The organism is Pseudoalteromonas sp. UBA2102, from assembly GCF_002331165.1.
Classification (GTDB): domain Bacteria; phylum Pseudomonadota; class Gammaproteobacteria; order Enterobacterales; family Alteromonadaceae; genus Pseudoalteromonas; species Pseudoalteromonas atlantica.
In genome coordinates this window covers 1-18,383 of sequence record NZ_DCYU01000011.1, presented here as the reverse complement: position 1 = coordinate 18,383, position 18,383 = coordinate 1, and the positions used below count along the sequence as shown (strand labels likewise).

Genomic DNA, 18,383 nt, shown 5'->3' with positions numbered 1-18,383 from the left:
AATTTGATGAACTAGATTTGGTTAAATTAGGCTAAAAACACATCTTAACTTACAAATCCTGCGCTTCATCGTATAAAAATACAACAATTCGAAAGTGGTTTTGAAATGATGTATAAATATTACTGCATTTAAGTTAATGGCTTTCACTTTGCTAAGCCCAAGTTAAGCCTTATTAAAGTTAGTAAAACACTCAGTTAATTACACGGTTTTTAATACACACTATGCGTGTGGTAAATGTATTGTTTAACCTTGGTAAGTATGCAGATTATGAGCTGTTAGTGTATTGAAGCGGCGTTGCTATTAAACAGGGTTTTTAACTATTTAAATGGCAAATATGTTAAACGTGTTTGAAGCTAGAACGAGAAGTAAATTTTAACGTTTGACTGTATTAGGGAGTGAACAAACAATATTAGAGAGTATAAAAACAATGAGGAAGATTTTGAGGAATTATGGTGAAACAGAAAACTGCTTCACCAAGATGAACTAAGGTTCACATAATTAAAATTATGCTACTTCTACGTTCTCAGCTTCAGGGCCTTTTTGACCTTGTTTGATGCTGAAAGTCACTGCTTGACCTTCGCTAAGAGTGCGAAAACCAGAACCAGTGATTGCGCTGAAATGTACAAACACGTCAGGACCATTTTCTTGTTCAATGAAACCAAAGCCTTTAGCTTCGTTGAAAAATTTTACTTTACCAGTAACCGACATACTAAATTTTCCTGTAAGTCAATAATTAAAATTCAGCCATATTATTATGGCTATATCCTCCCTGAGTCAGTGCCCAAAATTCTGGAGGTATAGTACAGGAACAAGTTTTAACCTAACCGGTAACCTTAAACGCAGCACAATATCCGTAAATTCAATACGCAAAAACTCAAAGCAAGTTAAGGTTAACACATTAATTTTTTTTTGGCTCTATTAATTAAGATTTATTTACTCAGAACAAAAATAAATAAAGCATCATATGTAAGTGGTTATTTTTAAAGCTAAAACTGAACAAAAAACGACAGCTTTGTTGCTCGTAATTGTAACAATTCATGTATAACAGCTTAGCTTAACAAATAAAGTACCTCGTAAAGAGCGTTAAAACTCGCGTAAAGATTGAATTTCAAGCAAATAAAAAGCCGTACAGCAAGCTATACGGCTTTAATACAATGCTAATTTAAAGCAGTTTACTTAACCTGCCAGTCAATCGTAGCTTCTGCTTTAATAGGCACAACTTGTGAGTCACCAAGCGTGTAACTTGCGGGGACTTGCCAAGGTCTTTTCTCTAGGGTAATTGTATCGGTGTTACGGGCAAGTCCGTAAAAGTCAGGCCCAAAATGGCTTGCAAAGCCCTCAAGTTTATCCAGTGCGCCTGCTTCTTCAAAGGCTTCGGCGTAAAGTTCAATCGCAGCATGTGCTGTATAGGCGCCAGCACAACCGCATGCCGCTTCCTTTTTATCTTTATAATGTGGTGCTGAGTCAGTCCCTAAAAAGAACTTTTTATTTCCACTTATAGCTGCCGCCATTAATGCTTGTTGGTGAATATTGCGCTTTAAAATAGGTAAACAGTAATAATGCGGACGTATGCCACCAGCTAACATGTGGTTACGGTTGTACAATAAGTGATGCGCGGTAATGGTTGCCGCCACATTTTGCGGTGCGGCTGTCACAAAATCAACAGCGTCTTTTGTCGTAATGTGTTCAAGCACTATTTTCAGATTTGGAAAATCAGCGACAACATCGCCTAAAATCGTCTCTAAAAATACTTTTTCACGGTCAAAAATATCTATTGATGAATCAGTCACTTCACCATGCACTAATAACAGCATGCCCACGTCTTGCATCGCTTCTAATACAGGGTAAATATTCTTTACTGATGTGACCCCAGAGTCTGAGTTAGTGGTTGCCCCAGCGGGGTACAACTTGGCAGCAACAATTTTGCCCGTTGCTTTGGCTTTTTTAATTTCTTCAGGTGTGGTTTTATCTGTTAGGTAAAGCACCATTAAGGGTTCAAAGTTGCCCTGCGGCCCCGCTGCCATAATTCGCTCTCGATAAGCTAGCGCTAAATCAGTGCTCGTTGCTGGCGGTACAAGGTTTGGCATTATGATGGCGCGGCCCATGTAGCGGCTAATATCGCGTACTGTATCTTTAAGTTGCTCACCATCACGTAAATGGACATGCCAATCATCAGGACGAGTTATGGTTAATGTGTTTTTTGAATCGGTATTAATGCTCATTACTTTTTTCCACGGCTGAATTTATCCGATCATAGGCATATGGAAAGATCTAGTAAAGTGTTATCTAAACTATTCCCCTTTATGAGTGCTGCAAAATACTATTGGGTTTAAGTTTAACGACGATTACACTCGTTTAAGCGTTTTATTTTGAACATGCTTCAAATTTGGGTTAACTTATCAGTGCTAATACAAATAAAAAGAATAAAATTACCCTATGTCGAATCATATCGATACCTATAAAGCGCTCGAAGTTAAAACTGAACAACTGAGCATAATAAATCAGTTTTCCTCAAGCTTATTACAGCTCGATACCCTAGAAGAGTTATTTGAGTACGTAACCACTCAAGTAGTAAACCGCCTTGGGTTTGTTGATTGTGTTATTTACCTGGCTGATGAAACACGTTTACAGCTAAATCAAGTCGCTTCTATGGGCATAACCCACGCCAGAGACGAATACCAAGCAGAGCGTAAAATTATTGGCTTTAACGAAGGTATAACCGGTTATGTCGCCCGTACAGGCACAGCTATTATTATTGGCGATGTAACACAAGACCCTCGCTACATTGCTGATGAACGCCCTGCCCAATCAGAGTTGTGCGTGCCACTTATATACAAGGATCATGTTTTAGGGGTTATTGATTGTGAACATCCAATAAAAAACTACTTCACAAACGCTCACCTAGAAATATTAACCACGGTTGCGCATTTATTAAGTGCTAAGCTAAACCAAGTAAACACGGTCAATAGCTTAACGCACACAGTAAAACAGTTAAATGATGCGCAAAAGCTTGAAAACAGCTTACTGCAAATCGCTAATTTAACCTATAAAGCCAGTAACCTAGATACCTTTTTTGAAGCTCTTCACAGCATAATAAATAGCTTACTTCCTGCAGATAACTTTTTTATTGCCCTTTACGATAAGCAAGTAGACATACTCGATTTGGTTTACATCGTTGAAGAAGGCATTCAAACGCACGCACACAAAAAAATATCAAAAGAGCAATTAAAAGACACAGCTTCGTATTACCTACTAAAATCAGACCGTGTACTGCTATTAAATCAAAACGATTATCAGCAACATATAAATAACGGCGACTTTAAACTTGTTGGCCGTCTTTCTGAATCCTGGCTAGGTGTACCTTTTAAAGCAAATGATAGAATAAGCGGTGTAATTGTTGTTCAAAGTTACGATAAAAAGCTGCATTACAACGAACACGACAGCGCCCTTTTAACCTACGTAAGTAGGCAAATTAGTATGGCCATAGATAGGCAGCTTGCAAGGCAAGAGCTTGAACACAAAGCATTGCATGATGAGCTAACAGGCCTCGCTAATCGCTCGTTACTTATTGAGCGTATTAAACATGCAATTTTGCGTTTGTCGCGTGTTAAAAAAGGCACGAGCCATGCCTTGCTTTATTTAGATTTTGATCGATTTAAAAGTATCAATGATTCGCTTGGCCATGAGGTTGGCGATCACTTTTTAATTAAAATTTGTGAGCTCATAAAAGGCACCGTCAGAAACACTGATACGTTTGCACGACTTGGTGGGGACGAATTTGCTATTTTTATGGAAAACATCACACACCGAAACCAGGTTAGCGAAGCGCTAAAACGAATAAACACAGCCCTTGCTAAGCCACTTAATGTCGATAGTCATTTATTGCAAGCATCAACCAGCATTGGCATCGCCTTTAGTGAAAGCAGCGACGATAAAGCCTATTTGTTATTACAGCAAGCCGATGCCGCCATGTACGAAGCTAAATCAAGCGGGCGTGGCCAAGTTAAGTTTTTTAATAACACCATGCGTAAAAAGCTCAAAACACATGCCGATATAGAAAACGACTTACAACACGGCATTGAACACAACGAATTTGAGCTTTATTTTCAACCTATTTTTACTATAGCGACAAGTGAAGTTGTCGGCTTTGAGGCATTAGTGAGATGGCACCATCCTAAAAAAGGGTTTGTGCCACCAAATGAGTTTATTCCGATAGCCGAAACCACCGGGCAAATTATTAACCTCGATTTGCACTTGCTTGACCTCGCTGCACAACATATTGCGCACTGGCACACATTAGGGCATCGCTTTTTAAAAGTAACGGTCAATGTGTCATCGCGTCATTTTGCCAGTCTCGACTTTGTTGCCCAAGTTCACGCATTATATAATAAATACCAACTGCCTTTAGGGTCGTTATGTTTAGAAATCACTGAATCAGGGCTTATTGCTAACCTTGATTTAGCAACCCAAATAATAGAAGGGCTAGCCCCACTTAAAGTGAAGTTATGCTTAGATGACTTTGGTACTGGATACTCAGCACTTGGTTACTTACACCAATTACCTATTCATATTTTAAAAATAGATAAAAGCTTTATCGATCACCTCAACAAAACCAATAACCCGTTAGTAGAGGCCATTCTCTCATTAGCGCAGTCACTAAACTTTGAAGTTGTGGCTGAGGGAATCGAAACCCAAGAGCAACTAAATATTTTACAAGCCACTCAATGTAATTACGGTCAAGGCTTTTTAAAGTCAAAACCGGTTACAGCACAACACGCCATTAAGCTTATCCACAAACCCCTGTAGTAGCTGTTATCCAAAGGCTTACTTTTTCACAACCAAAAAGGTGTAAAAAGTAAGCCCCGTAATACCCATTCGTTTATTTAAGCGCTCAGTTTTAAAGCAATAAAAACATATTATTACTGTTTAAGCTTTAGCCCATTAAAAACAGACCTGTTATTACGCGTTGTGATAAATACTTATCCCGCTTAAAAACCTGTGCCATTTATTAAGTACTCCTGTCCATAACGCTGCTTTACACCGCAACTACATAACCCACAAAACAACTTGAGCTAAACTCATGGCAAACTCATCAAACCAGTAGCAAGTAAAGTACTCACATTAATTAATTTAACTTTAAGGGTGTACTTTAGTAATTAATGGATTATTTTAGCCATCTAGACGTTGAAACGTTTTTTGTAAAGGCGTAGTATGTAGTCAATCTGAGCCAAACTCACTTTTACCTTGAGAATTATTAAAGATGATTGATATAAAACACCTTAAAACTATTGCGACATTAAAAGACACCGGATCGTTAGTTAATACAGCCCGCGAATTATTTTTAACGCAATCAGCTTTATCTCATCAAATTAAAGACTTAGAAAACAAATTAGACTGCCAATTATTCGAAAGAAAAACGCAGCCTGTGCGCTTTACGCCTCAAGGAATGCTTTTACTTGAACTTGCCAACGACGTTTTGCCTAAAGTAGAAGCCACGAAGTGCCGCTTGAAAGAAAGCCTGAATCAACCAATTTCTCAACTACGCTTAAGTGTTGAATGCCATGCGTGTTTTCATTGGCTGCTACCAACTATTAAAGAATTTAATAATTTTTGGCCAGACATTAAAATTGACTACGAACGCGGCTTTAGTTACGACGCTATACCAGATTTACTCAATGATGAGCTCGACTTAGTATTGACCTCAGATATACGTGAACCTGATAAACTTGAATATGCTCACTTGTTCGATTTTAAATTAAAGCTAATTGTCGCCCCTGATCACGACTTAGCTAAAAAAGCATATGTAACGGCGCTTGATTTAAAAAACGAAACCATCATTTCGTACCCTATTCCGCGCGAGCGACAAGATATATTTAAACACTTTATTCAAAACGCCCGCTTTGACGGTACCTTAAAAAATGTAGACCAAGGCTTGTTAATTTTTCAGCTTGTGAGTGCAGGAATGGGTGTAGCAGCGTTGCCTGATTGGTTGGTAACACCTTACGAAAGCCAAGGCTTAATTAAATCAATCCCGCTTGGAGCACTAGGCCTAACCCGCCCTATGTACCTAGCAATGAAAAAAGACATGAAAGACAACCCCGTTTATCGCCATTTTTTAAATACCTGTAAGCAAAATAACGGTCGATAAATCACAAACGAATAAGTAACATAAGGCCTATTGGGTTTTATGTTGCTTGTTATGTTTGAATTAAAAAAGTTATTAGGTGGCTTAATTATGCCGCTCCCGCTATTTGGTTTACTTACGTTTGTAATGCTAGTTTTAGCGTTTCGTGGACGTAAGCCTGCTTTAGTGCTCGCAAGTTTGAGTATATTAACGCTTATAGTGTTAAGTACACCGTTTGCTGCGCATCAACTTATTAAACACAATGAGCCCGTATCACTGGCATTTAATGCACTAAAACACCCTAGCCTTGATAAGATTGTTGTGCTGGGGTGCGATATAAACCCAAACCCTGCTTTAAGCGCTAATAATCAGTTAGGAAATTGTGCGCTTACTCGCTTGGTAGAAGGCGTCAAGCTTGCAAAAAAATACCCTAATGCAACGCTTATCGTGTCTGGCGGTGGCTACAACAAAGTAACAAATAGCGCGTTAATGAGCCAAGTAGCAATAGATTTAGGAGTAAGCAAAAGCCGCATAAAACAAAACCCGCAAGCAATGGATACCGCTGCCGAAGCCAAGCTACTCGCCCCTAAACTCGTTGATTTTAAAGTTGCACTGGTTACGTCTGTGCTACACATGCCGCGCGCAAAAAACTTGTTTAATGCCCAAGGTGTTAAGGTAATTCCTGCCGCTACGGATTATCACAATTTTGCGGCTTTACCTTTGTATAAACAATTTATACCAAATGCTGAGGCATTACGTGTAGTAACGCAATATGCCCATGAAGTGATTGGGAATGCTTGGATAAGTGTGCGCCGCTGGATAAACCCAGAGGCGCTGTAGAGCATATACATTTATACTGGGTTATCTATATCTATAAAACTCACATCAAAACCATGCTCTTTAGCAAGTAGCTCACCAAGCGCTTTAATTCCGTACCGTTCGGTTGCATGATGCCCTGCTGCAAAAAAGTCTATACTTTGCTCTCGCGAGCTATGAATCGTTTGTTCTGATGCTTCACCCGTTAGGTATGCATCAACTCCCTGCTCTGCTGCTAAATCGATATAACCTTGCCCGCCTCCTGTGCACAGCGCAATGGTGTCAATTTTTTCATCGCGTACAACACTACTTAATGGTTCACGGTTTAAAACTTTAGCTATTTTATTTGCAAACTCGCTACCTGTAAGTGGAGTTTTTAACCGTCCTTTCATAGCAACGCTATTTGTAACGGGTTCAAGCCCTGTCTCTATTTCGATATCGAGCAAATTAGCCAGCTGGGCGTTGTTACCTATAACAGGGTGAATATCAAGCGGTAAGTGATAAGCAAATAAATTAATATCGTGCGCTAATAAGGCCCCTATACGGCGTTTTTTCATGCCGGTAATAGGCTGCGATTCACCTTTCCAAAAATAACCATGGTGAACTAAAATCGCATCGGCTTTTTTTTCTATTGCTGCATCAATGAGTGCTTGGCTTGCAGTTACCCCCGTAACAATCGTTCTGATTTCGTTTTTACCTTCGACTTGCAGCCCATTAGGGCAAAAATCTTTAATTGTCTGAGGTTTTAAAATGTCGTTTAATAGTTGGTTAAATTCTCTACGTTGCATACTTATTACCTTACTCAGCACTGAATTTTGTGCAAATTTTGGCGTTTATGGGGCTAAAATGGAAGGAAAATCGCAAAAAATTGAAAAACAGTTGGAAAATAGGTATAAATACGGCTTCTTTATCTGTGTTCACAACGTATAGGGTCTCTGATGAGCAAACTAGACAAAACAGAAGTTTTATCTGCCTTTGAAGCTGCATATGAAGCTGCCAATGGTAAAAAACCTGAAATTACTACAAAACCAGGCTGGTACAGCATCGATGGTGGCAAAAACTTACGCCTAGCTGATGTAGCAGAGCTAACGAAAGAACTAAGCGCTGGCACATCGCCTGCACAAGCTGAGCAAGAAGCGCCTGCGAAAAAAACTAAAACTAAAGCGGCTGCGCCTGTTAAAGCACAAAAAACGGCACCGTTTACTGTTGTAACACAAAGCGAAGACGGCTATACAGCTGAAGAGCTTTGGATTGTTGAGCTTGCAAGTAAAGATCACGATTGTCGCTTACCGCGCGGTGTTGTTTAAACACCATGTGATTGATAAAAAAGCCGCGTTAAGCGGTTTTTTTATGCCTATTTATCACCTTCTATCAATTCGCTTTATTAAATAATTTATTTTGAGCTAAAAAAAGCGGCTAATAGCCGCTTTTAAAATGTGTATTACAATTATAGCTTTTCAAAATAAAGTGGCTTTCGCGGCTTTTTACCCACTTCGTTCATTGTGCTTGCATCAAATAAGCGCCCATTGATCATGGTATAATCGACTTTATCTGAATCGCGAATATTTTTCAGTGGATCGCCATCAATAACTATTAAATCGGCAAGCTTACCGACTTCTAACGAGCCTATATTTTTATCAAGCCCTAAGTATTTAGCAGGGTCAAGCGTAGAGGCTCTAATTGCTTCAAGTGAACTCATACCGCCTTGAGCAAACATCCACATTTCCCAGTGGGCACCTAAGCCCTCACGTTGCCCATGCGCACCTAAATTTACCAGTACACCTAAATCTTGCAGCTCTTTAGCAACACGGGCGTTATTAAAGTGGTTATAGTGATGATCGGGCGCTTTTACTCGGCGCATTGAACGTGGTAATAATTGATTTTTAGGCACAAATTTACTTAAACGCGGATGATTCCACACATCGGTTTTGTCATACCAGTAGTTTTCCCCCCAAATTCCGCCATAGGCAACAACAAGCGTTGGTGTGTAACCTACATCACTTTGCGACCATAATTGTTTTATATCATCGTAAATATTCTCAACCGGAATTGAGTGCTCAATGCCCGTATGGCCATCAACAACCATGCTTAAATTATGTTGTAACAGTGAGCCGCCCTCTGGCACTATCATCATTTCAAGCTCTCGCCCTGCTTCAATAACTTGCTGGCGTTGCTCGCGGCGCGGCTGGTTATACGATTTAACACTAAAGGCTCCAACCTTTTTAAGGCGCTCTAAATGAAATTTAGCATCGTCTAAAGAGTCAATATGCGAGGTGTAACCAGGCATATTTGCTCCATATAAAATAGTGCCGGTAGAGAAAATTCGTGGCCCAACAATCATGCCGGCCTTTTGCAATTCACTGGCAGTAAAAATCTCTGATGTATCGTTTGATGGGTCATGAATTGTGGTAACACCGAGCGCTAAACCTGCGAAGTTTTTCCAGTTTTGCTGCGGGATTATTTCATCACTTGCCTGAGAGCCATGTGCGTGCGCATCAACAATCCCAGGCATAATTGTTTTACCTGTAACATCAATAACATCGGCATCTTTAGGAATAGTAACCTCACCCACTTTGCCAATCGATTTAATGTGTTTACCATCGGTAATTATAACGCCGTTTTCAATGACCTGTTCGCCATTCATGGTAATAATGTTTGCCCCTTTTAAAGCAATCATACCTTTTGGCTCGGCCATTTTTTTACTAAAGCTAATGTTTTCGCCACTTTTAACTTTAAAGTCGGCCTCGTCTGCATTGTTTATAGCAAACATGCCATCAAGGCTTGCATGGTATAGCTCGGGGCCTAAGCTCCAGTACAGCTTATTACTATTAGCACTCCAGCTTATGTTTTCACCCGCGCGTACAGACAGCTGCTCAATAGGAAACTTGTTATCTTTAGGGCTTATTGTAATAGGTGAACCGCTTTGCACCAGCGGGGTAACAAATACTTTAAAACGCTCTGCAAACGCTAAGTATTTACCATCTGGTGAAACTCGAAATTCAGTGGCATGCTCCGACTCATAAAGCTTGCGTATCTTTTTACTCTCAAGCTCCACAACACTCAAGGTAGGCTTAGGCCACGGGCTCATGATAAATACACGGTCATTGGTGCTACCAAACTGAGGTTGATAACCACTTTTAGAAATAAGCTCGCTCTCTCCCCCTTTTACACTTACTTTATAAACGCCTGGGTTAAGCGACCACTTAGGATTTAAAATACTTCCGCCGGTGGCTTTACGGTAAACTAGCGTTTTGCCGTCGGGGCTAAACGTAGGCTCTACATATTTACCAGGTTGCGTTGTAATAGTATCACCACGACCACTGCGCGCAGAGACCACACGCACAGTGCCTTGCTTGCTGTCATTCCACGTGGTGTAAACAATCTTTTTGCCATCGCGGGAGTACTGCGGGAACAGCTCATAATGATCGGTTTGTTTAGTTAAGCGCTTAATTTTACCAGAGTCTAAATCGCGTTTATAAATATACCCTAATGCTTCAAAAATAGCGGTTTCGCCATCTGGGCTAACCTGCACGTTACGCAGCATTTTTACGTCAAACTCATCAGTATCTAAATCTTGTGTAAAGCGTACTGCCTTTTGAATCTTTTTAGTGGTTTGTACTTTAAAGTCAATTGGGGCGACTGTTTTATCATCAACGGCTAATTTATGAATTGTACCGCCAGCCCAAAACACCAGCTCTTCGTTATCTGGAGTCCAAGCAATTGTCGGGTACACACCATGAATAGCCCAGGTTTCTTGCATATCGCGTTCAAGCTTGTCGTAAAGCTTAGTGTGCTCGCCACTGGTTAGGTCGTATAAGTACAAGCTGGTTTGAAAATCATCACGTCTTACATAGGCAAGCTTTTTACCATCAGGTGAAGGAGTCGGTCTTATTGCACCACCCATTCCTTCAATAATTGTTTCAATTTCGCCGGTTTGTCGGTCAAAGCGCTTAATTTTATAAATACCGGCAACAGAATCTTTAGAGTAGTGAAAGGTTTTACCAGGCGTTGCATCATGAGAAAAGTAAACATAGCGCCCATCTGGCGAGAACATTGGCTCACCTAAGTCTTTTTGGTCGTTCTCGCGTTTAGTAAGCTGAACACCTTTACCACCGGCTTTGTGATAAAGCCACACTTCTCCAGCCCCTAGTGAGCGACTAGCGGTAAAGTGTTTACGTGCGACAAGGTAATCGCCATCAGGACTCCATGCGGGGCTGTTTAAAAGTCTAAAGGTTTCGTCAGTCACAGCGTGTTGATTGCTTCCATCAACATCCATGACCCAAATATTATCACCACCGCCTTGATCTGAGGTAAACGCAATGTGTTTACCATCTGGGCTAAAGCGAGGTTGCATCTGCCAAGCAATATCTGAGGTGAGTTTAGTTGCTTCACCTCCGCTTATAGGCATAGTGTAAATGTCGCCAAGTAAGTCAAACACTAGCGTGTTGCCATCAGGACTAACATCAATGTTCATCCATGTGCCTTGCTCGGTACTAATGGTTGCATCTAAAAACTCACCTTTTGGTGAGTCTACCTGCCACCTTTCTTGATCTTCGTTTGCGTACGGCTGACCTATTGCTAGGGCGACTGATAAAGCCAGTGCAGTGTGAAGCATTTTTTTCATGCATTTCTCGCTTGTTATTATTGCAGTTAAACTCTCTAACACGATTGCAACAAAAACAGCGCTAACTTGCCAGCGTTATCAGACCAAGCACCAAAAATTAATGCCAAACTATGGGGTCAAATTGGTAGTAATCCACCAGCATTCTATAAATTTCAGGGTCGTGTTGTCTAAGCTGCGCTGGCTTTTCTAAAAAGGTCTCTGTGAGTACAGCAAAAAACTCAGCCTCGTTGGTTGCCCCATAACTATGAATAACATGGGGCATGTTATAAGCAACATGACTTTTTAACTGTACAAAAGCACGGCTAAAAACACGGGCCCACTCTTTGTAAGCATTGGGGGTTTTTAGTAATGGAGTGCCAGTGGTTTTTCCAGTTTCTTGATCTAACTGGTGGGCAAATTCATGAAACACTAAATTATGGCCATCGCTTGGTAAGCGGTTACCTTCTAGTACATCGTGCCAACTCAGCACTAATGTGCCACCAGGCCACGACTCACCTAAGCGCACAGCGTTGTGGTAACTAACCAGCCCAGCACTATCTCGTGTAGATTGTGGCGCGTAATACGCACTAGGGTAGAGTAAAATTTCTTTTACGTTTTTATAAAGTGGCCAAGGTTTATTAAGCACTAACACACAGGCATCGGCAGCAACTATCAGCTTCATGGCGGGGGTTAGCTTTAGTCCGTCTCGGCCTAAAAAGCGCTTTTCGCTTAAAAACCATATTATGTGGCGCTCAAGCTTGGCTCTGTCGTTGTCCGTCATCTTTTTATAGATAGGCATGCAACGAAGGAGTATTTCTTTTTGTTGAGAGTTTAAAGCCGCGTTTTTATATTTTTTATTCCAAAGCCAGTTTTGTAGTGCCTGCCAGCGCCAATAAATTACAACAAAAATAGCCAAAGCAAAAATGAGTAGCCCGTTTATCATGGGGACATCCAAAATAAGTTAGTCTCTTATTAATATGTGCGCCTGCACTCATTTTCAATCAGATAATTTCTGTGCAATTTCGTCCGCTATTTTTAGCTTTGTATAAGGCTTGATCTGCTCGCGATAAAAGACGGTCGTAATCACCCACGTTGGTTGAGTCAGACAAACCAAAACTGGCTGTTACACTTAACCCCTCACCAATAGCCGAAAAGTCATGTTGTGCAATGCTCTCGCGCAGTGCTTCACATATCATTTTTGCTTCGCCAGCGGTTTTATCTGCAAAAACAATGGTAAACTCTTCACCGCCCCATCGTGCTATATGCTGGTTTTCTTGGCAGCCATTTTTAAGCAGATCTGCAATAGTACAAATCACTTTGTCGCCAATTATATGCGACCAGTTATCGTTAATTCGCTTAAAGTGATCAATATCCAGTATGGCTATGGCTAAAGGTCGGTTTTGCTGTTTGTAAGTGGCAAAGTTATGGGCAAGCCAGCTATCAAAAGCACGCCTGTTAGGCATATCGGTAAGTTGGTCGTGCGTTGCTTGGTAAGCAAACGCATTGGCTTGCGTTTGTAGGTCTTGCGTTTGTTTTTCTACGCGATTAGTCAGCTCTATTTCTATTTTTTTATAGTGATATAAACGGTATTTGTATATGGCAAAAATAACCATTAAAAAAAATACAAATATTGCAAACTTAAATTGCGGTTTTTGCCAAAAAAATGACTGAATTACAATATTTACAGCTTGCTGATTATCTTGCCAATGTGCGTTAGGGTAACTTGCGCGTACCATAAAGGTATACTCCCCTGGGGGTAAATTGGTGTACTCAGCACCGGTCATATGCTGGCGACTAACCCATTTATCGTTAAATCCTTTTAGTTGGGTTTGAAAGTTTAATCGCTGCGGCATAATAAAGCTCAGCCCTGCATAATGAAACGATAAGCGAGAAACCCCCGGCGGTAAAAAGACCGACTCACCTTCAAGTGGAAGTGCAATAGGCTTACCATCTACAAAAATATTTTCAATAATGGTCGGCAGTGCAATTTGCGTTGATGCTTTTAAGCGAGCAGGTTTTACAGTACTTACCCCCTTAGCAGTTGCAAACCAAATACTCCCATCGTGATGCGTTACAGCCGAAGGCGTTGAGCCGCCATTAGCCTGCGCACTTAACATGCCATCGCCTTCATCATACAGTTGATAGTTAAGCACAGGTGTTTTAGCGTTCGCAGGCGCATCGAGAATTTGTTGTATATGATTTTTATCGATTTGAATGATCCCGCGGTTGCTCGAGAGCCAAAATGAACCATTATGCGGCACCACTTGAAATAGTTTATCGATAGGTAAACCTTGCTCTAAGCCAAGCATGGCCATTTTCCCGCTTTTTAGCTCATAGCGCACTAAGCCTCTATCTGTAGCCATCCAAGTATAAGTATCATCAATATAGAACCCAAACGCATATTTAGCAGAAAACTCACGCGGAAATTCAACCGTTGTAAAGTGTTCACTAACAATATCAAATACCACCACCCCATTGCCGGTGCCTACCCAGATATTACCTGCGTTATCTTCACTAAGCGTGAGTATAAACCCGCTTGGTAACTCTTTTTTATTTGTAAACTGCTCTAAGCTGCCATCTTCATTTATGCGCGTAAGCCCCATAGCCGAGCCTATCCACAAACGGTTTTTAGAATCAAATAATAACGCTCTTACTTCGTTACTTCCAAGGCCCGTGCTACGACTAATGAATGGGGTAAAGGTATTATTGACTACTTTTAAAACACCCGAGGTATAGGTGCCAGCCCATACACTCCCATCGGGTGCTTCGTGTAAACTAAGTATAGAGTAAGGATTGCTTTGTTTAGAGCCTGAGACCAAGATAGCCCGATTGTTTTTGATTATGTTTAAGCCTGAGCTACCCCCGACCCATAAACTACCATCAGAGTGAGAAAGCACTGTACGGGTATAATCCCCGGCTAAGCCTCTCTTATGGGTCCACGATGAAAACGGCGACTCACGCAGACGAAACAATCCCGCGTTTGTGCCAATCCAAATGCTATTTTCTCTATCTTGTAACAAAGACAAAATTCGGTTGGCTGGCAGTCCATTTTTGGCATCTAATTGCTCGACACCGTCCGGTGATAACCTAAATACGCCTTTATTAATTGTGCCGAACCATAAATCACCATGATTGTCCTCTAGTAAACTAGAAATTGATTCATTTGCAAGCTGTTCATGTATAGGCCGAAACTGCGAATTTATTTTGATCCATGCGCCTTTTTCGCTTCCCACTATCAGCGAGCCGCCTCGGGTAATTAATAAATTGTATACGGGCGCATTAGGTAAACCAAAGTGAGGCGTCATTAGGGTGGGTATTTTATTATCTATTTTATAAAGGCCCGCACTAGTTGCAGCCCAAATAACCCCGTCGCTGTCTTCTATAACGCGATAAGCACTCACATTTTTAATTATCGCAAGGTCGGTATCGCTGATGTGCTCTCGATAAAAAACCCCATCGTTTTCAAGGGCTAACCATAGGCTTTTATCAGCACTTTCGATTAAATGATTAACCATGGTAGACGCTGAGCGCTGCGTGTCCCACTGCCTATGTTGATATAAACTAATCCCACCTCGCGAGCCCGCTATATATAGCCCACCGCTTTGTGTTGGTGTTAAGGCCCTTAAACCTGAATCGGGTAAATTATTTATATGGGCACGGGTTAGTATTGTAAACTCTTGGCCATTAAACCGTGCTAAACCTTCCCAGGTAGCAACCCATAAGTAACCATCTTGAGTTTGAGTAACACTATTAATACTGTTATGCGGTAGTCCTGAGCGAGTATTCCATGTTTCAGAAAAATAATCGCTTAACGGTAAGCGCGTTTGCTCTTGAGCTTCACATAAAAACATGACGAAAAAAGAACATATAATGCTTAATTGTCTCATCATCAACTGCCTTAGTTATTCTTTTACTTGTGTAAGCGTTTTAACGTTATTTAAGCGTAGCGGGAAAGAATTTACTCGGCACTACTCACATCTAAACTGTACATCCAACAAAGTGCTAAAATCCCTATACGCACGGGGTGAATACACTATGCTTTGTTTAAGCGCTAACAAGCGCTTTAATTTAAACTAAACAATAGCGTCAACAACAAATAATACGTGCTAAACACACCTTTTAATAAGTTATTAAAGCGTTATGCTTTAAACAGATCAGCCAATCGTTACAAATTAACTTATACCCACCTATTTAATTAAAAATACTACCATAGCGAATAAACACATTGCATTAACTAAATTTAATTAATCTTTACAAAAGTTGTTAATATTATCTTGTAATACGCTTATAAACGCTGCGACGTGTAAACCGTCCATTAAAGAATGATGCACATCAATCGAAAACGGCATTAGTCCCGTGGTTTTATTATATTGACCAAACACAAACTTAGGAATGCCTAAACATTTCCCTTCACTAAAGGCATGCGAAAAACTGCTAAAGTTCAGCCATGGCAGCACTGAAATATGTATCAAATCAGCCTGTCCTTCGGTTTGATTGAATGCCTGAGAAAATAACGGTTGAGATTTAGCATTGGCACTTATAGTGGTCGCGTGTTGAGAAAAAGCTTCAAAGCAAGATGAATAATTAAAATAACTAAATATAAACGAATCATCGCTGGCAAGCTCTACCACACTGGCTCTAACTTGCTTTAAGCGCCATGGACGCTCATTGATAACCCTTAGCATGATCGGGTTATAGGCGTGGCATGCTGTTAGTGTGGCATGCACATATGCTTGAAAAAAAGACAGTTTATTTTGTTTACAATATTCAAATAAAGGCTTGGCGTTAAGTGTTACACACACATTAAAATATGGCTGGGTGAAGTTTTTAAACAATTCAAAGTGTTGCTTGCGAGGCCAAGTATCAAAATTAATTGGCTCCATTAAGGCGTTTGTATTAGTCATATTATCCATACAGTTAAAGGTAACGCTATAAAGTATAAACAAAAAAGGCGTACCAAAGTACGCCTTTTTAAAAATAATAGGGCTAAATTAAAGACCGTTTTTAATAATCTCTTGCGCTAACTCATCGGCTATCAAATGCGTTGATTTTTGCTCTTTTTCACTACGCGCAAAAATTTCAGTAAGCGTATCGTATATGCCTTCAACATGTTTATTAGACGCCGCTTCACTGTAGCCTTGAGGTGCAGTTTCGTAATACACATTAATAATGCCACCAGCGTTAATAACGTAATCGGGTGCATACAAAATACCTTTTTCACGAAGTACTTCACCGTGGCGAGATTGTGCTAATTGGTTATTTGCACAACCTGCAATAATCGTTGCTTTAAGGCGTGGTATAGTTTCATCGTTAACCGTTGCGCCAAGCGCACAAGGTGCGTACACATCAACATCAAGATCGTAAATTTTATCAATACCTACCGATGTTGCACCAAAGTCATTAACTACACGTTCTACTGAATCTTGATTTATATCAGTTACAAATAGTTGCGCACCGGCCTCAGCTAGGTGTTTACATAAACCATAGGCTACAGCACCTAAGCCTTGCAAAGCCACTTTAATACCCGAAAAATCTTGATGACCTCGCTGATGCTGTAACGCCGCTTTAATTCCTAAAAAAGTACCATATGCTGTGAAAGGTGACGGGTTTCCGCTTTTCCCTTCAAGGCCCAGTACATAGTTTGTTTCTTTATTCATTAATGCAACATCATCGCAAGTAATGTTCACATCTTCTGCTGAATAGTAACTGCCATTTAATCGCTCTAATTGGCGGCCAAAAGCACGGAATAACTGCTCAGACTTAATTTTTTTTGCATCACCAATAATAACTGATTTACCACCACCAAATGGCAAACGTGCGACTGCATTTTTATAGGTCATGCCCTTAGATAAGCGCAGCACATCGTATACTGCATCTTCATCTTTTGCATAATCCCACATTCTACAACCGCCAACTGCAGGGCCAAGGTTGGTATTGTGCACAGCAATAATTGCTTTTAAACCTGACGCTTCGTCAGAACAAAAAACCACTTGTTCGTGGTTATCAAATTCAGCTTGATTAAACACAGCCACTGTTATTACTCCAAAATAGTTTACCCGTGAGAGGGATGAGCGCTGGAAATTGACGAAACTTTACCACTTCATTTTTGAGGGGGCTACACAATGACAAGTTAACCCCTTAAAAAGTGAGCTATATAAATTAATAAACCTATATATCATAAAAACATGGATATAAAATCCAACAAAAGGCATATAAGTTAATTTTAAAACTAACACCGCTGATCAAAAGTGTGCTCACACTTACGTGAACGTAAAGGTAATGCTAAGTGTAAACCTTGTATTACACAGCTCCCCTCCCAGCAAAGGCGCACAGTGTATAGGTTTATGAAGAAAAAATCAGATTTACCGCAACTGGTCTGAGGTGTTTATTTAAAGAGGAAATTTGCGCTTTTTTAGTGTGTTTATTAAAAAATACAAAAAAAGCGAGCCTAAGCTCGCTTTGTTATTAGATTACGCAAACCTTTATTTAAGCTTACCGTCTAGCTCTTCAATTTTAGCTTTCCAAATGGCAGGGCCTTGTGTGTGTGCATTTGCACCTTCGCTATCTACAGCAACTGTAACTGGCATATCTTCTACTTCAAATTCGTAGATTGCTTCCATACCTAAATCTTCAAAGGCAACCACGCGTGCTTTTTTAATTGCTTTAGATACTAAATATGCCGCACCACCTACAGCCATTAAATAAACCGATTTATGCTCTTTAATCGACTCAACTGTAGCAGGACCACGCTCAGCTTTACCTATCATGCCTACAACGCCGGTTTTTTCTAACATCATATCGGTAAATTTATCCATGCGTGTTGCGGTTGTAGGGCCTGCA

13 protein-coding genes are annotated in these 18,383 nt (G+C 40.4%); 4 read left to right on the top strand and 9 right to left on the bottom strand.

Annotated features, from left to right (window positions below):
- Positions 1-504 precede the first annotated feature (504 nt).
- Entirely contained in the window at positions 505-708 is a 204-nt protein-coding gene (locus tag B2R65_RS01075; RefSeq protein WP_004588138.1) for a cold-shock protein, read from the bottom strand.
- A 464-nt stretch (positions 709-1,172) separates the two neighbouring features.
- A complete protein-coding gene (gene pyrC / locus B2R65_RS01070; RefSeq protein ID WP_286740354.1) occupies positions 1,173-2,222 on the bottom strand; it encodes a dihydroorotase in 1,050 nt (349 codons plus the stop codon).
- A 214-nt stretch (positions 2,223-2,436) separates the two neighbouring features.
- Between pyrC and B2R65_RS01065 the strand changes: the two genes are divergently transcribed.
- The 3 genes from B2R65_RS01065 to B2R65_RS01055 all read left to right on the top strand — a co-directional run bounded on the left by B2R65_RS01065 (position 2,437) and on the right by B2R65_RS01055 (position 6,964).
- Complete coding sequence (locus B2R65_RS01065; protein ID WP_054983093.1) at positions 2,437-4,806, top strand: bifunctional diguanylate cyclase/phosphodiesterase; 2,370 nt, start codon at positions 2,437-2,439, stop codon at positions 4,804-4,806.
- A gap of 454 nt (positions 4,807-5,260) precedes the next feature.
- Positions 5,261-6,148 (top strand): LysR substrate-binding domain-containing protein, encoded by an 888-nt coding sequence (locus B2R65_RS01060; RefSeq protein WP_055016584.1) that lies wholly within the window; start codon positions 5,261-5,263, stop codon positions 6,146-6,148.
- Positions 6,149-6,199: 51 nt separating this feature from the next.
- The gene (locus tag B2R65_RS01055; protein WP_286740349.1) at positions 6,200-6,964 is read left to right on the top strand and encodes a YdcF family protein; all 765 of its coding nucleotides are present in this window, start codon (positions 6,200-6,202) and stop codon (positions 6,962-6,964) included.
- Positions 6,965-6,975: 11 nt separating this feature from the next.
- On the opposite strand, the gene B2R65_RS01050 is transcribed toward B2R65_RS01055, so the two are convergent.
- Positions 6,976-7,728, bottom strand: coding sequence for a Nif3-like dinuclear metal center hexameric protein (locus B2R65_RS01050; protein WP_286740347.1), 753 nt, complete (start codon positions 7,726-7,728; stop codon positions 6,976-6,978).
- A gap of 150 nt (positions 7,729-7,878) precedes the next feature.
- On the opposite strand from B2R65_RS01050, the gene B2R65_RS01045 reads away from it, so the two are divergent.
- The gene (locus B2R65_RS01045; RefSeq protein ID WP_286740345.1) at positions 7,879-8,247 is read left to right on the top strand and encodes a hypothetical protein; all 369 of its coding nucleotides are present in this window, start codon (positions 7,879-7,881) and stop codon (positions 8,245-8,247) included.
- A 140-nt stretch (positions 8,248-8,387) separates the two neighbouring features.
- Here the strand turns inward: B2R65_RS01045 and B2R65_RS01040 are convergent, their stop codons facing one another.
- The 6 genes from B2R65_RS01040 to B2R65_RS01015 form a co-directional block, all read right to left on the bottom strand.
- Positions 8,388-11,564: an amidohydrolase family protein gene (locus B2R65_RS01040; RefSeq protein WP_286740343.1), complete on the bottom strand. Its 3,177-nt coding sequence runs from the start codon at positions 11,562-11,564 to the stop codon at positions 8,388-8,390.
- A gap of 97 nt (positions 11,565-11,661) precedes the next feature.
- Entirely contained in the window at positions 11,662-12,486 is an 825-nt protein-coding gene (locus B2R65_RS01035) for a M90 family metallopeptidase (protein ID WP_286740342.1), read from the bottom strand.
- 58 nt (positions 12,487-12,544) lie between these two features.
- Entirely contained in the window at positions 12,545-15,433 is a 2,889-nt protein-coding gene (locus tag B2R65_RS01030) for a ligand-binding sensor domain-containing diguanylate cyclase (RefSeq protein ID WP_348735538.1), read from the bottom strand.
- A 354-nt stretch (positions 15,434-15,787) separates the two neighbouring features.
- Positions 15,788-16,426 (bottom strand): CatA-like O-acetyltransferase, encoded by a 639-nt coding sequence (locus tag B2R65_RS01025; protein WP_286740404.1) that lies wholly within the window; start codon positions 16,424-16,426, stop codon positions 15,788-15,790.
- Positions 16,427-16,534: 108 nt separating this feature from the next.
- Positions 16,535-17,575: a Leu/Phe/Val dehydrogenase gene (locus tag B2R65_RS01020; RefSeq protein ID WP_286740341.1), complete on the bottom strand. Its 1,041-nt coding sequence runs from the start codon at positions 17,573-17,575 to the stop codon at positions 16,535-16,537.
- A 450-nt stretch (positions 17,576-18,025) separates the two neighbouring features.
- A partial coding sequence (locus B2R65_RS01015; RefSeq protein WP_286740338.1) for a fumarate hydratase C-terminal domain-containing protein occupies positions 18,026-18,383 on the bottom strand: 358 nt, incomplete at its 5' end.